The sequence below is a fragment of the Microbacterium sp. OR21 genome (assembly GCF_047306785.1).
GTDB classification, from domain to species: Bacteria; Actinomycetota; Actinomycetes; order Actinomycetales; family Microbacteriaceae; genus Microbacterium; species Microbacterium esteraromaticum_E.
The window spans coordinates 415629-429682 of sequence record NZ_JAZEXJ010000002.1; the positions used below are offsets into that span (position 1 = coordinate 415629).

Genomic DNA, 14054 nt, shown 5'->3' on the forward strand with positions numbered 1-14054 from the left:
TGCGCCGCACGCCCGCACCGCACTAGCCGTCGTCGCGGTCGCGTCGGGCGCGGGTCTGCTCGGCGCGGGATGCCAGCAGCTCGTCGGCCGGATATCCGACCTCCGCGAGGGTGAGCCCGCGCGCCGGCAGCACCTTGAACGCGCTGGTGCGGGTGAGCTCGTCGCGCAGCCGCGCGACGTCCGCGACCTCGAGCTTGCCCTCCCCCACCGCCGCGCACGCTCCGACCAGCGCGCGCACCATGCTGTGGCAGAACGCGTCGGCTTTCACCGTCGCGATGAGCACGCCGTCGCGGTCGCGCGTCCAGCGGTACTCGAGCAGGGTGCGGATCGTCGTCGCCTCCTCCCGAGGCTTGCAGTACGCGGCGAAGTCATGCAGGCCGATGAGGGTCTGGGCCGCGGCATCCATCCGCTCGACGTCGAGCGCCGCGCGGATCGTCGTGGTGTCGTTGCGGCGCATCGGGTCGTAGCCGACGATCGCGTCGGCCAGGCGGTAGCTGTACCGGCGCCACACGGCCGAGAAGCGCGCGTCGAAGCCCTCGGGCGCGACGCTCGTGCGGGTGACCGTCACGTCGGGGTAGTTGCCGAGCACTCCCCGGATGCGCCGGGCGAGAGACCCCGCCGGATCCGTGGCGGCCTGACCGTGGCGCGTCTGCACTCGGGCCCACTGCGCGTCGTCGAGATCGACATGCGCGACCTGGTCGGCGGCATGCACCCCGGCATCCGTGCGTCCGGCGACGACCAGCTGCGCCTCGGAGCCGAGGATGCGCGCGAGCGCCGCCTCGATCGTGCCCTGCACCGTGCGGAGGCCTGGCTGCTTCGCCCAGCCGCGGAAATGCGTGCCGTCGTAGGCGATGTCGAGGCGGATGCGCACCGGTCAAGCCTATGCTGGACGGTCCTCCCCACCATCACGCCACTCAGCCACTGCTATCGATGACGCCTTCTTCGCCGCACCTCCCGCGCTATGCAGGGGTCCTGAGCGAGCGCAGCGAGACGAAGGGCGCCCCGCCCTACCCCGGGATGGCTCCTGTGGATAACTTGATCGCGCCCCTCAGCATCCGGCTTACCGTCTTCTCATGCTTCCGATGAATGTGTATATGCTCAGGTGCTCCGACGGCAGTTACTACGTCGGCAGCACGCGCAATCTCGAGATCCGGCTGGCGCAGCATCAATTCGGTGAGGGCGGCGATTACACGAGCAGGCGACGTCCGGTCGAACTCGTCTGGCATTCCGAGTTCGAGCGGATCGACGAGGCGTATTCGTGGGAGCGACGGATCCACGGCTGGTCGCGGGCGAAGAAGGAACTGCTGACCGCGGGAAAGTACGACGAGCTGCAGGGGTGGAGCAAGAGGCAGAGGGATGCCAAGAGGGCTGCGTCCGATCCCCGCTCGCACTCCGGCTCCTCTCCCGGTTCCTGAGCAGCACACCCCTCCCGGATCCTGAGCGAGCGCAGCGAGACGAAGGACGCCCCCCAACCACACACGAGACGCCCTTCGTCTCGTCGCTGCGCTCCTCGCTCAGGACCCGAAGAAAGAGGAACGTCGCTGCGCTCCTCGCTCAGGACCCAAAGAAAGAGGAACGTCGCTGCGCTCCTCGCTCAGGACCCGGAAAGCCAGGAACGCGCTACCGGACAATCTGTCTGGACGACGGGGGCGGCAGGCGAATCCGTCTGGTTCCCTGCCGCCGCATTGCGCCGCCGCGGTGCTCCAGGATTGAATCGCGAACAGGGCGATGCAGCCCGCACAGGGCGAAGCAGCCCAGATGGAGGTACAGGTGTCGACCACCAGCCTGATTCCCGAGCAGACCCGCGAGGAGACCGCCACGGGAGCGATCCGGATCGAGCACGTCACCAAGCGGTACGGCAATCAGGTCGCGGTGGACGATCTCTCGCTCGACATCCATGCCGGCGAGTTCCTCTCGCTGCTCGGACCATCCGGCTGCGGCAAGACCACGACCCTGCGCATGATCGCCGGATTCGAGGCGCCCGACGCCGGCGACATCCACATCTCCGGACGCTCCGTCCTGGGACAGCCCCCGTACAAGCGCAACGTCAACACCGTCTTCCAGGCCTACGCGCTGTTCCCCCACATGACGGTCGCCGAGAACGTCGCCTACGGACTGCAACAGCGCCGGGTGCCGAAGTCCGAGATCCGCGAGCGGGTCACCGAGTCGCTGAACATGGTGCAGATGCGCTCGTTCGCCGACCGACGGCCTACCCAGCTCTCGGGCGGACAGCAGCAGCGCATCGCGCTCGCCCGCGCCCTGGTCAACCGCCCCGCTGTGCTGCTGCTCGACGAGCCCCTGGGCGCCCTCGACCGGCAGCTGCGCGAGGAGATGCAGCTCGAGCTGAAGCTCATCCAGTCGCAGTTGGGTATCACCTTCGTCTTCGTCACCCATGACCAGGGCGAGGCGCTGTCGATGAGCGACAGGATCGCCGTGATGCGCGCCGGACGCATCGAGCAGCTCGCCGACTCCGACACGATCTACAGCGCCCCAGCCTCGGCATACGTCGCCGCCTTCGTCGGGCAGCAGAACTTCTTCGACGGCACGGTGTCGGCCGACGGCCTGGCGGTCGAGTCCGCGCACACCGTGCTGCGCCCCGCGCAGCCCATCCGCGACATCGCCCCCGGCACCCCGGCGCGCGCCGCAGTGCGCCCCGAGTTCGTCGACATCCTCACCGAGCGCCCCTCCTCCGACGTCAACGTCGCCGAGGCCCGGGTGATCGGCGTCTCGCACCTGGGCGAGACCATGCAGTACCTCGTTCAGTTCGGGCGCGAGATGTCGATCATCTCCCGCCGCCCCACCCCGGATGCCCCGCGCGCCGCGGTCGGCACGACGGTGTGGTGCGCCTGGCACCCCGAGTCCGTGCGCGTCTTCCCCGTCGACGAGTCCGCCGCCCACGGCGGGTACGTCGAGCTCCCCACCACCCGAACCATCCGCACACGCTGACGCCCCCAGCGAGAGGAAGAGCCATGACCGAACACAGCACCGTCCGCATCCTCGCCGACAACAGCACCGCCCGCCGCATCGTCGGCGAGATGACCCGCCGCCGCTTCTTCTCGCTGGTCGGCGTCGTCGGCGGCACCGCACTGATGACCGCCTGCGCGCCCGGCGGCGGCCCCGGCGGCAAACCCGCACCGGCAGCCACCGGCGGCGAGCTCGAGAGCAAGCTGTCTATCTACTCGTGGGGCGACTACGACTCCCCCGACGTGCTGGCCGCGTTCACCAAGGACCTCGGCCCCAAGCTCACCGTCGACTCGTTCGGGTCGAACGAAGAGCTCATCGCCAAGCTCATCGCGGCCAAGGGCACCGGCGGCTACGACATCATCGTCCCCACCGGCCCGTACATCCCGCAGATGGTCGAGAACGACCTGCTGCTCAAGCTCAACAAGGATCTGATCCCCAACCTCGAGCACATGGACCCGGCCTTCCTCGGCCGCGACTGGGACAAGAACAACGACTACTCGATCTGCAAGGCCTGGGGTACGACCGGCTTCGTGTACGACAAGACCAAGATCACCCGTGAGCTGAAGACCTGGAACGACTTCCTCGACTGCGCGCAGAACGAGGCCAGCGGCGCCACCAGCGTGCTCGACGACCCGGCCGAGATCACCGGCATGTACTACTGGGCCAACGGCATCGACTGGAACACCACCGACCAGGCCGAGATCGACGCCTGCGAGGACTTCATCGTGAACAAGCTCGCCCCGCACATCGCCGCGTTCGACTCGTACCCCGGCAGCGGCGCGATCCCGCAGAGCTCGCACGCCCTGATCGAGGTGTGGAACGGCGATGCACGCCAGGGCATGAACAACTCCGACGACCCCGACAAGTGGCAGTGGGTGCTCGGCTCGCCCGAGACCGAACTCTGGATGGACAACTGGGCGATCTCAGCATCCGCCCCGCACCCCGAGGCCGCGCACGCCTTCATCAACTTCGTGCTCACCCCCGAGAACCAGCTCGCCAACGTCGACTACATCGGCTACCACACCGGCGCGAAGGACATCGAGGAGAAGGCCCGCGAAGCCGGCCTCGAGCGGCTCGAGCTGGTCTTCTTCACCCCCGAGCAGCTGGCGACCATGCGCGACAAGGCGGTCAACGACGCGCAGGCCCGCACGGTCGAGATCTACAACAAGGCCAAGGCGGCCGCGGGTGCGTAAGACCCGCCTGCCCGGCTTCCTGCTCGCCGTACCGGCGTGGCTCTGGCTGCTGGCCTTCTTCGTCGCCCCGGTGCTGGTGGTGTTCTGGTACAGCTTCGGCTACAAACCGGGGCTGTTCGGAACCCACGCGAACGACGTGCTGTCGTTCGACCGCTACGCCGAGGTGCTCACCCCCACCTTCTTCGACACCTTCTGGAACACTCTCTGGATCGGCATCTCGGGCACCCTGCTGTGCTTCGTGATCGGTGCGCCGGTGGCGTACTGGATGGCGCTGAAGGCCCCCGCCCACCGGCGCGGCCTGCTGCTGGCCCTCGTGCTCGTGCCGTTCTGGACGAACTTCCTGGTACGCACGATCGGCTGGATGGTGCTGCTCTCGCCCGAGGGCTGGATCTCGACCGCGATGCAGGCGATCGGCCTCTCGCCGCTCGACGTGCTCTACACCCGCCCCGCCGTGCTGTTCGGCGTGGTGTACAACTACCTGCCGCTGATGATCCTGCCGCTGTTCGTCGCTTTCGACCGCGTCGAGCTGCCGGTGCGCGAGGCCTCGCAGGACCTCGGCGCCGACAAGTGGCGCACCTTTGCCCGGATCACCTTCCCGCTGGCACGGCCGGGCATCATCGTCGGCGCACTGCTGGTGTACATCCCGCTGATGGGCGACTACATCACCGCCACCGTGCTCGGCGGCGCGAAGGGCAACATGGTCGGCCAGCTCGTGGCATCCCAGTTCCAGACCGCGCAGAACTGGGCGCTGGGATCGGCGATGGCGGTGACGCTGATCGTGGTGATCCTCATCTCGGTCGTCGTGATCGCCGGGATGCTGTGGCTGATCGCCCTGCCGTTCCGCCTGCGCAACCGCATCACCCTCGAGGAGTTCGCATCATGACGTCCGTCGAGCCCGGAACGGGCACCCTGCCCGTCGCCGCCGTCGACCTCGGGACCGGCGACGCGAACCGCGCCGGCGGAGCGCACCGTACAGGCAGCCCGCACGCGCAGACCGAGCCGCGTCAGCATCGGCAGCGTCGCGTGCTGACCGACCGGCTGCTGAAGGCGTGGAGCGTGCTGGTGTACGTCTTCCTCTTCATGCCGATCCTGGTGATCGTCGTCTACTCGTTCAACAACGGGCGTCTGCTGGTCGCGTTCGACAGCTTCGGCTTCGACGGCTATCTGGCGCTGTTCCGCAAGCCGGCGATCGCCGATGCGGTGATGGTGTCGCTGCGCACCGGCGCGATCGCCGCCGTGCTCGCGTCGCTGCTGGGCACCCTGGCCGGCATCGCGCTGGCCCGCCGCCCCGGCAAGTGGACGGGCTGGTTCATCGGGATGCTGCTGCTGGTGGCCGTCACGCCCGAGATCGTCGACGCGGTCTCGCTGCTGCCGTGGCTGGTCTTCCTCGGGCAGGACATGGGCCTGTGGCTGTTCAACGACGGCACCTTCCGCCTGGTGATCGGCCACTCGCTGTTCTCGGTCGCCGTGGTGACCTACATCGTCCGCGCACGGCTGATCGGCCTGCCGGCGAACCTCGAAGAGGCCTCAGCCGACCTGTACGCCCCGCCGCTGCGCACCTTCTTCAAGGTCACCCTGCCGCTGGCGATGCCCGCGGTGCTGGCCGGCCTGCTGCTGTCGTTCACGTTCAGCCTCGACAACACCATCGTCTCGGCGTTCGTGCAGGTGTCGGGTTCGACCCCGTGGCCGGTGTACGTGCTCAGCTCGCTGCGCAGCGGACTGCGCCCCGAGATCGCCGGCGTGTCGACGATCATGCTGATCGTCACGCTGCTCGCGCTCTCGGTGGTCGCGATCGTGCTGCGCCGCGCCGGCGACTCGGCGGCCGACATCGCCCGCACCATGTCCGGCGGGTAGTCCGCCGCGAATCAGCATCCCTCCCCCGACCCCGTCCCGGCATCGGGACCGACACGCACGCCCCTCGCGCGCCACCGGCGCCGTCAGCAAAGGAGTCATCATGCCGTACGCCGACCTCGTGTTCACCGGCGGGCCGGTCTTCACCGCCGACGCCGTGCGCTCCCGCGCGAGCGCGGTCGCGGTCGCCGGCGGACGCATCGCCGCCGTCGGCCGCGACGTCGACGATCTCATCGGCCCGGCCACCGAGGTGGTCGATCTCGGCGGGCGGATGCTGGTACCCGGCTTCCAGGACGCGCACGTGCACGCGCTGTGGGGCGGACTCGACATCCTGCGCTGCGACCTGTCGGCGTGCTCGACGCAGCCGGAATACCTCGAGACCATCGCCGCCTACGCCGCGGCGCACCCCGATGACGAGTGGGTGCTCGGCGGCGGCTGGGCGATGTCGGCGTTCCCGGGTGGCACGCCCACGGCATCCGCCCTCGACACCGTCGTGCCCGACCGGCCGGTGTTCCTGCCCAACCGCGACGGACACGGCGCGTGGGTCAACTCGGCGGCGCTGCGCATGGCCGGCATCGACCGGCACACTCCCGACCCCGCCGACGGGCGCATCGAGCGCGACGCGGCCGGCAACCCCACCGGCACCCTGCACGAGGGCGCGATGACGCTGGTGAACCGGCTGCTGCCGGTCGAGCCGCCCGAGCGTCTGGTCGACGCGCTGCTCGAGGGCCAGCGCTACCTGCACTCGTACGGCGTCACGGCCTGGCAGGACGCCATCGTCGGCGCGTACGGCGATGCCGGCGACCCGGGCCCCGCCTACGTCACGGCGGCGAACGACGGGCGGCTGACCGCCCGCGTCGTCGGCGCCATCTGGTGGGACCGCTCGGCGGGGCTCGAGCAGATCCCGTCGCTGCTCGAGCGCCGTGAGCGCTACCGGGCAGGGAGGTTCGCAGCGACGAGCGTGAAGGTCATGCAGGACGGCGTGGCCGAGAACTTCACCGCCGCCATGCTCGAGCCGTACTGCGACGGGCACGGGCACCCCACCGACAACTCGGGGATCTCGTTCGTCGACCCCGAGATCCTGAATGAGGCAGTGCCGCGGCTCGATGAGCTGGGCTTCCAGGTGCACTTCCACGCGATCGGCGATCGCGCCGTGCGGCAGTGCCTCGACGCGGTCGAGCACGCCGTTCGGCGCAACGGCCGCGGCGACAACCGGCATCACATCGCGCACCTGCAGGTGGTGCACCCCGAAGACATCCCGCGGTTCCGCGAGCTCGGCGTCGCGGCCAACATGCAGTCGCTGTGGGCGTCGCTGGAGCCGCAGATGGTCGAGCTGACCCTGCCGTTCCTCGGCGAGCGCCGCGCGGGCTGGCAGTACCCGTTCGGCGATCTGCAGCGCTCGGGCGCCGTGCTGGCCGCCGGCAGCGACTGGTCGGTGTCGAGTCCTGACCCGCTGGCGGCGATCCACACCGCCGTGAACCGGCGCGACGTCGGCGATGCCGAGCAGGAGCGCTTCCTGCCCGAGCAGGCCATCGACCTGGCGACTTCGCTGACCGCCTACACGGCGGGCTCGGCCTGGGTGAACCACCTCGACCGCAACACCGGGACGATCGAGGTCGGCAAGTACGCCGATCTGGTCGTGCTCGACCGCGACCCCTTCGGCGGCCCGATCGACGAGATCGGCTCGACGCGGGTGCTGCAGACCTTCGTCGAGGGCGAGCGGGTGTACGCGACGGGCTGACCGCGAAGCCCGGCCGGGCGGCTCGGGACAGTCCGTCCGGCCGCACCCCCAGAACGCGACACCGCGCCGCTGCGGCCGCTCGCACCCATCCGCGAGGATGAGAACGACCCCTCTGATCGGAGCTGATACACCGTGGCATCCACCGTCTTCGAGCGGAACCGCCCCGCCGAGTCCGTCGTCGAGCACGCCCTGCAGGGCACCGCGCACTCGGTGTTCTGGCGCGACGACCTGCCCGCCGCGCTCACACCCGACCGGCCGCCGCTGCGCGGCGCGCACGACGCCGACCTGGTCGTCGTCGGCGGCGGGTACAGCGGGCTGTGGACGGCGCTGCTCGCCACCGAGCGGATGCCAGGAGCACGCATCGCGGTGATCGAGGCGCAGCGGGTGGGCTGGGCCGCCTCGGGCCGCAACGGCGGATTCTGCGAGGCGAGCCTCACCCACGGGCACCAGAACGGCATGTCGCGCTGGCCCGACGAGATGCCGCTGCTCGAGCGGCTCGGGCACGAGAACCTGGATGCCATCGAAGCGGCCGGCGCGAAGTACGGCATGGACTTCCAGTTCGAGCGCACCGGCGTGCTCTCCCCCGCCCTCGAGCAGCACGAGCTGACCTGGCTGCACGAGATGCGCGACGAGGCGATCGCCGACGGCGACGACCACATCGTCTTCCTCGACCAGGACGCCGCGCGCGCCCAGGTGAACTCGCCCACCTACCTCGGCGCCATCTGGGACAAGAAGGAGGGGATGCTGCATCCCGCCCGCTTCGCCGCAGAACTGGCGCGCGTCGCCGAGGAGCGCGGCGTGGTGATCTTCGAGCGCTCCCGGGTGTCGGGGCTCGACACCTCATCGGACGGGGTGGAGGTGGTCACCGACGGCGGGCGGGTGCGCGCACGTCAGGCGGTGCTCGCCACGAACGTGTTCCCCTCGCTGCTCAAGCGCAACCGCCTGATGACGGTGCCGGTGTACGACTACGTGCTGATGACCGAGCCGCTCTCTGACGCGCAGATGGCCGAGATCGGCTGGCAGGGCCGACAGGGCATCGGCGACATGGCGAACCAGTTCCACTACTACCGGCTCACCAAGGACAACCGCATCCTCTTCGGCGGTTACGACGCGATCTACCACTACGGGCGCAAGGTGCGCACCGAATACGAGAACCGCCCGCAGAGCTGGCGCCGCCTCGCCGAGCACTTCTTCACCACCTTCCCCCAGCTGGAGGGGCTGCGGTTCACGCACCAGTGGGCCGGGGCGATCGACACCAGCACCCAGTTCACCGCGTTCTTCGGCACCGCCCGCGGCGGGCGCGTCGCGTACGCGGCCGGGTTCACCGGGCTGGGCGTGGCCTCGACCCGGTTCGCCGCCGAGGTGATGCTCGATCTGCTCGGTGGTGTCGAGAACGAGCGCACCGGGTTGCGGATGGTCAGGCGCCGGCCGCTGCCGTTCCCACCCGAGCCCGCCGCCGCGATCGGCATCAACCTGACCCGCCGCTCGCTCGACAAGGCCGACCACAACGAGGGCCGGCGGGATCTGCTGCTGCGCACGCTGGACGCGCTGGGTCTGGGGTTCGACTCATGAGCCGGATGGATGCCGGAAGCGCCGTGCCTGTGACATCCCTCGCTCTGCCTTCCGAGCCGATCGACGAGGCGCAGGTGCGCGGCGGTGCGCCGCGGGCCGGGCACGTCGTGCTCGATGAGGCCGGCGGACGCTCGATCGGGGTGTGGGAGCACACTCCGGGGGTGTCGACCGACGTCGAGGCCGATGAGGTGTTCGTCGTGGTGGCGGGTTCGGCGACGCTCGAGTTCGAGCATCCGGCGCTGCCGCCGGTAGAGCTGCGCCCGGGCACGGTCGTGCGTCTGGATGCCGGGATGCGCACGGTCTGGACCATCCACGAGACCCTCCGCAAGGTCTACGTGGCCTGACCCTGGCACCCTCTCCCTCGCGCCCCTCACCCCGCGCCTCCTTCGCCGCGCGCCCTCCTTCGCCGAGACCCCCACTTCCCGTCGAGACCCCTAGCTGCGGACGTCGGTAACCAGGGGTCTCGACGCTAGCTAGGGGTCTCGGCGGGATGGGTGCGGGCGGCGCGGGCGGCGGAGTCGACGATCGTGCGGGCGCCCTGCTCGTAGAGGTCATCGTCGACGAGGCCGAGGATCTGCTCGCGCCAGCGGCCGACCAGTGGCTGCGCGGCGCCGGCGTGCAGGGGCGCGTCCATCCACGGCACACTCGCCTCGCGGGCCACGCCACGCGCAGCGCGCGAGCGGGCGATGCCGGCCGCCCGGGCGAGGGTGAAGCTCGAGAACAGGCCGTAATGGCGCACGAGCTCGTCGTCACGCAGACCTGCGGTGTGGAAGGCCGCCATCATCAGCTCCATGGCGTTCAGCTCGCCCTCGCCATAGGTACTGAGCACCACGGCCTCGCTGCCTATCGCCGGATACTGCACGAACACGTCGCGCACCGCGGCGGCGAACTGCATGAGGCGCTCCTGCCAGTCCTCCTCGGGGGCGGTGACCGCGTCGACGGCCTGCTGCAGCATGCTGTCGAGCAGCATCCGAACCAGCTCCTCTTTGTTGCGCACGTGCCGGTACAGCGCGGTGTGGTCGACGCCGAGCAGCTTGCCGAGGTCGCGCAGCGACACGCTCCCGCCACCGGGGCGGGCGGCGAGCTGACGCGCGCCCTGCATCAGCGCTTCACGATCGAGGGGTGTGCGGACCTTCACGAATGTCTCCTCAGCGCCGATGCGGATGCTGTGACACTACCAGCAGTCACCACCGTTGACACCAGCGTTGCGCCCACCTTAGACTGCACCGCAGGCGCAACGACGCGCGCACATCGACTCGATGAGGAGAAGAGATGGCAACGCAGGCTGAGATCGAAGAGCGGCTGCGGGTCCTGGAGGGTCCCGACAAGCTCGACCGCCCGTTCAGCACCCGAGACTTCCTGTCACTCGCCTGGCTGGGGCTCTTCCTCCCGATCGTGCTGATCGTCATCGGGTGGGGGCTGGGCGCATGAGCAGGCAGACCACCTCCGATGCAGGTTTCGAGAGCAGCATCCCCCTCTCCCGCGCCGAGAAGAACTGGGGCGGCCTCGCCGTCTTCGGCAACACCTCCTCCGCCGCCGTGGCGACCTGGTGCTTCATCAGCGGCGGCTTCGTCGCCGCGTACCTCGGCGCGACCCAGGGTGTGCTGGCCATCATCGCCGGAACCCTGATCGGCGTCTTCGTCGTGCTGCTCGCAGCTCTCCCCGCCGCCAGCCGATACGGCATCGAGGCGGTGCGCTCGACCCGCACGATCTTCGGAGTGCGGGGCTCGTACCTCACCGTCGTGCTCGCGCTCACCATCCTGATCGGATGGAACGCCGTGCTGATGATCTCGCTCTCGGATGCATCGTCGGCGGCGCTGGCCCAGTTGGGTGTGATCGGAGAAGCGGATGCCGGAGTCTGGGCACCCGTCTTCTCACTGCTCGGCATCGTGGCGGTGTTCCTGCTGCTGCGCCGGGGCAACCGCACGCTGCGCTGGGCGGGTCCGGTGGTGGCCGTCACCGTGCTGGCACTGGCGATCTGGATCGGCGCGACGCTGATCGCCGAGTTCGGTCTCGACCACATCCTCTCGGCCAAGGCGCTCGCACCGTTCGGCGACAACCACCTCGACTTCATGCTCGTCGTCGAACTCGGCGTCGCGGGTGGCCTGTCGTGGTGGCCGTACGTGGGCAGCCTCACCCGCAACGCGAAGTCGATGCGGCAGTCCGCCTTCCCCTCGGTCGCCGGTCTCGGCCTGATGATGGGCCTCGTGCTGGCGATCGGCATGATCGCCGCCCTCGCCGTACCCGCATCGGGCGGTGACCCGACCGCCTTCCTGATCGAACTGGGCGGGCCGGTGTTCGGGGTGTTCGCACTGCTGTTCCTGGTGTTCGCCAACATCGGCACGGTGATGGTCGGCGCCTACTCGGCCGCGCTCGGGCTGAAGCAGCTGCCCGCCGTCGACCGGCGGATTCCGTGGGCGTGGGCCGTGGTGATCGTGCTCGCTCCGGTGGCCCTGGTGGCGACCGTGCTCTCGGAGCTGTTCATGGCGAATTACGGGGCGTTCATCACACTCGCCGGCATCCTGCTCGGCCCGATCTGCGGCATGCAGATCGTCGACTACTTCCTGATCCGGCGCCAGCGCCTCGATGTGCGCGGACTGTTCAGCGACGGCCCGGGCGGCGGCTACTGGTACTTCGCCGGGTTCAACCCCGCCGGACTCGTCTCGATCGTGGTCGGAGCGGTGACCTACCTGGTGCTGCTCGACCCGTTCACGTACGTGCCCGGGCTCGAGATCGGCTTCATCTCGGCATCCATCCCCTGCGCGATCACCGCCGGTGCGAGCTACTACCTGCTCATGCGCCTCGTGCCCGGTCTCTGGACCACCCGCACCGCCGCCGCCCCGTCAGCCACCCCCGCCCTGCGCTGACCCCCTCCATCCCCACCTCCCCACCCACACCATCCGCCGAGACCCCTGTTTCCCGTCGAGACCCCCAGCTGCGGACGTCTGCAGCTGGGGTCTCGACGGGAGGTGGGGGTCTCGGCGAAAGAGAGAGTGGGACGGATGAGGGACGCTCAGCGGCGGGCGGCGCCGCTGCGGCGGACGAGCAGGGCCAGATGCAGCGCCGTCTGCGTCTCGCCGTCGTCGAGATCGAGATCGAGCAGCTCCTCGATCAGTGTGATGCGCTGGTAGAACACCGAGCGCGACAGGTGCGAGGCCGCTGCCGCCGCGGTGCGGTTGGCCGGATGCGACAGCACGGCCCCCAGCACATCGAGCAGGTCCCCGCCGCGGGCCAGGTCGTACTCGATGAGCGGAGCCAGCATCCGCTCACCATGCTCGAGCAGCCGATGATCCTCACGCAGATTCGTCACCAGCCGCACCAGCGGGCGGGAGTCGGCACGACGCAGCTGCGCACCGCGGCGATCGCCGCGCAGTCCGCCACGCGAGAGGCCGATCGCCTCCTGCAGCGAGCGCAGCGCCTCATCGAGCCCACCGGCCGCCGAGCCCACCGACACCGCCGCCCCATCACCAGCCGCCGCATTCGCGAAGGCGATCGCGGCATCGTCGGAGAACACCGCCTCGGCAGGCAGCGACAGCAGGAGAGTGGCAGCCAGTCCGCCGGCCCCTGCGGGCGCTGCCCCGACGATGGCCCGTCCGCCGATCGCCCGCGCCGCGGCATCCGCCTTCGCCGCCGTCACCTCGGCGCGCGAGATCACCAGCCCGAACAGCCGCCGGCCCTGCACCGGAAGGCCGGCGGCATCCAGCCGCGCCGCCGCGCCGGCGACGCTCGCGAACCGTCCCGCCAGCAGCCGATCGACCAGGCGGCGGCGAGCCTGACGCTCCCACTCGTCGTCAGGCCCGTCGGCGAGCCGCCCCAGCGCCAGCGCGATCGCGCCCTGCTGCAGCACTCCCAGCCGGCCGGCCGGATGCTCGGGGCCGGGCAGTGCGAGCAGGTGACCCCACCGGGTGCCGCGCGCCTCGACGGGCACCACCAGCCAGCCCGACTCTGTGACGCCGTGCGCTCCCGCCGCCTGGTGCGCCGCCCGCGACCGGCGCTCCCAGTCGCCGAACAGCTCCTCCTCCCGGGCCGGAGGCACCTCGGCCGCCACCACCTCGTGCGCGAGGTTCTCGAGCACGACCGGAGCGGCGAGCGTGACCGACAGCTGCTGCACCACGTAATCGGCGGGCGATCCGCGCAGGATGAGCGCGGTGAAACGGTCGCGCACCTCGTCGCGGGCACGCAGCGCCGCCGTCTGCCGGTCGATGATCAGTCGGTGCACGACCTCGGTGAGGGTGACGTACTTCACCTCGCGGTGCAGGGCGACCAGGACCAGCCCGTGCGCTTGCGCGGCCTCGACGATGACCGCCGGCGCCCAGCGATAGTGCGTGCCCAGCTCGAGCACCAGCCCGGCGATGCCGACCTCGACCAGCTCGGCGATGAAGGCGCGCAGCGCATCGGGATCCTGCGGCCACCCCGACCCGGTCGACAGCAGCAGCTCGCCGCCGTTGAGCAGCCGGGCCACGCCCGCGCTGTCGGACACGTGCACCCAGCGCACCCTGCCGTCGAGGTGCTCGGCGCCGCTGAGCACCTCGGGCACACCCTCGGCCACAGCATCCAGTCGCAGCACCTCCCGCACCGTGGGCAGGGCGAGGTGGGTGTCGGCACGCTCTGCCTCATCACGAGCAGCGCTGATCATCGGCATCCTCTCGGTGTGCGGATCTCGGGTTGCCTCATCCTAACCGGACAGTGCGTCCGAACAGGCCGCAAGTTCGCGACGATCGTCCCCTTCGGCC

General features: G+C 70.1%; 13 protein-coding genes. 10 read left to right on the forward strand and 3 right to left on the reverse strand.

The genetic code is table 11. The features are described 5' to 3' along the window. Positions 1–22: 22 nt before the first annotated feature. The gene (gene truA, locus V2S04_RS06530) at positions 23–871 is read right to left on the reverse strand and encodes a tRNA pseudouridine(38-40) synthase TruA (RefSeq protein WP_413637676.1); all 849 of its coding nucleotides are present in this window, start codon (positions 869–871) and stop codon (positions 23–25) included. Positions 872–1094: 223 nt separating this feature from the next. Here truA and V2S04_RS06535 point away from each other — a divergent pair, with 223 nt between their 5' ends. The 8 genes from V2S04_RS06535 to V2S04_RS06570 all read left to right on the forward strand — a co-directional run bounded on the left by V2S04_RS06535 (position 1095) and on the right by V2S04_RS06570 (position 9665). Further along, positions 1095–1415, forward strand: a complete 321-nt coding sequence (locus V2S04_RS06535) for a GIY-YIG nuclease family protein (RefSeq protein WP_413637677.1) — start codon at positions 1095–1097, stop codon at positions 1413–1415. A gap of 355 nt (positions 1416–1770) precedes the next feature. Next, positions 1771–2946, forward strand: coding sequence for an ABC transporter ATP-binding protein (locus V2S04_RS06540; protein ID WP_413637679.1), 1176 nt, complete (start codon positions 1771–1773; stop codon positions 2944–2946). Positions 2947–2969: 23 nt separating this feature from the next. Next, a complete protein-coding gene (locus tag V2S04_RS06545; protein WP_413637680.1) occupies positions 2970–4157 on the forward strand; it encodes a spermidine/putrescine ABC transporter substrate-binding protein in 1188 nt (395 codons plus the stop codon). After that, complete coding sequence (locus tag V2S04_RS06550) at positions 4150–5040, forward strand: ABC transporter permease (protein ID WP_413637682.1); 891 nt, start codon at positions 4150–4152, stop codon at positions 5038–5040. Before V2S04_RS06545 ends, V2S04_RS06550 begins: the two co-directional genes overlap by 8 nt. After that, positions 5037–6011: an ABC transporter permease gene (locus V2S04_RS06555; protein WP_413637683.1), complete on the forward strand. Its 975-nt coding sequence runs from the start codon at positions 5037–5039 to the stop codon at positions 6009–6011. Before V2S04_RS06550 ends, V2S04_RS06555 begins: the two co-directional genes overlap by 4 nt. A gap of 100 nt (positions 6012–6111) precedes the next feature. Further along, a complete protein-coding gene (locus V2S04_RS06560; RefSeq protein WP_413637684.1) occupies positions 6112–7749 on the forward strand; it encodes an amidohydrolase in 1638 nt (545 codons plus the stop codon). 132 nt (positions 7750–7881) lie between these two features. After that, the gene (locus tag V2S04_RS06565) at positions 7882–9321 is read left to right on the forward strand and encodes an NAD(P)/FAD-dependent oxidoreductase (RefSeq protein ID WP_413637686.1); all 1440 of its coding nucleotides are present in this window, start codon (positions 7882–7884) and stop codon (positions 9319–9321) included. Positions 9322–9344: 23 nt separating this feature from the next. Then, the gene (locus V2S04_RS06570; protein WP_413637687.1) at positions 9345–9665 is read left to right on the forward strand and encodes a cupin domain-containing protein; all 321 of its coding nucleotides are present in this window, start codon (positions 9345–9347) and stop codon (positions 9663–9665) included. Between the two features lie 125 nt (positions 9666–9790). Here V2S04_RS06570 and V2S04_RS06575 read toward each other — a convergent pair whose 3' ends face one another. Further along, positions 9791–10459 (reverse strand): TetR/AcrR family transcriptional regulator, encoded by a 669-nt coding sequence (locus V2S04_RS06575; protein WP_413637689.1) that lies wholly within the window; start codon positions 10457–10459, stop codon positions 9791–9793. A gap of 134 nt (positions 10460–10593) precedes the next feature. Between V2S04_RS06575 and V2S04_RS06580 the strand changes: the two genes are divergently transcribed. Together V2S04_RS06580 and V2S04_RS06585 are read left to right on the forward strand one after the other, a co-directional pair. Beyond that, entirely contained in the window at positions 10594–10752 is a 159-nt protein-coding gene (locus V2S04_RS06580) for a hypothetical protein (protein ID WP_193598081.1), read from the forward strand. After that, positions 10749–12188 carry a purine-cytosine permease family protein gene (locus V2S04_RS06585; RefSeq protein ID WP_413637690.1) on the forward strand — a complete coding sequence of 480 codons (1440 nt, stop codon included), beginning with the start codon at positions 10749–10751 and terminating at the stop codon, positions 12186–12188. The genes V2S04_RS06580 and V2S04_RS06585 overlap by 4 nt, the downstream gene beginning before the upstream one ends. 146 nt (positions 12189–12334) lie before the next feature. Here the strand turns inward: V2S04_RS06585 and V2S04_RS06590 are convergent, their stop codons facing one another. After that, positions 12335–13957, reverse strand: a complete 1623-nt coding sequence (locus tag V2S04_RS06590) for a PucR family transcriptional regulator ligand-binding domain-containing protein (RefSeq protein ID WP_413637691.1) — start codon at positions 13955–13957, stop codon at positions 12335–12337. Between the last annotated feature and the right edge of the window lie 97 nt (positions 13958–14054).

Bases quoted from the DNA above. Each gene is read 5' to 3' on its own strand.
- V2S04_RS06535 (WP_413637677.1), top strand. From the start codon at position 1,095: ATGCTCAGGTGCTCCGACGGCAGTTACTACGTCGGCAGCACGCGCAAT.
- V2S04_RS06545 (WP_413637680.1), top strand. From the start codon at position 2,970: ATGACCGAACACAGCACCGTCCGCATCCTCGCCGACAACAGCACCGCC.
- V2S04_RS06555 (WP_413637683.1), top strand. From the start codon at position 5,037: ATGACGTCCGTCGAGCCCGGAACGGGCACCCTGCCCGTCGCCGCCGTC.
- V2S04_RS06560 (WP_413637684.1), top strand. From the start codon at position 6,112: ATGCCGTACGCCGACCTCGTGTTCACCGGCGGGCCGGTCTTCACCGCC.
- V2S04_RS06580 (WP_193598081.1), top strand. From the start codon at position 10,594: ATGGCAACGCAGGCTGAGATCGAAGAGCGGCTGCGGGTCCTGGAGGGT.
- V2S04_RS06585 (WP_413637690.1), top strand. From the start codon at position 10,749: ATGAGCAGGCAGACCACCTCCGATGCAGGTTTCGAGAGCAGCATCCCC.
- V2S04_RS06590 (WP_413637691.1), bottom strand. From the start codon at position 13,957: ATGATCAGCGCTGCTCGTGATGAGGCAGAGCGTGCCGACACCCACCTC.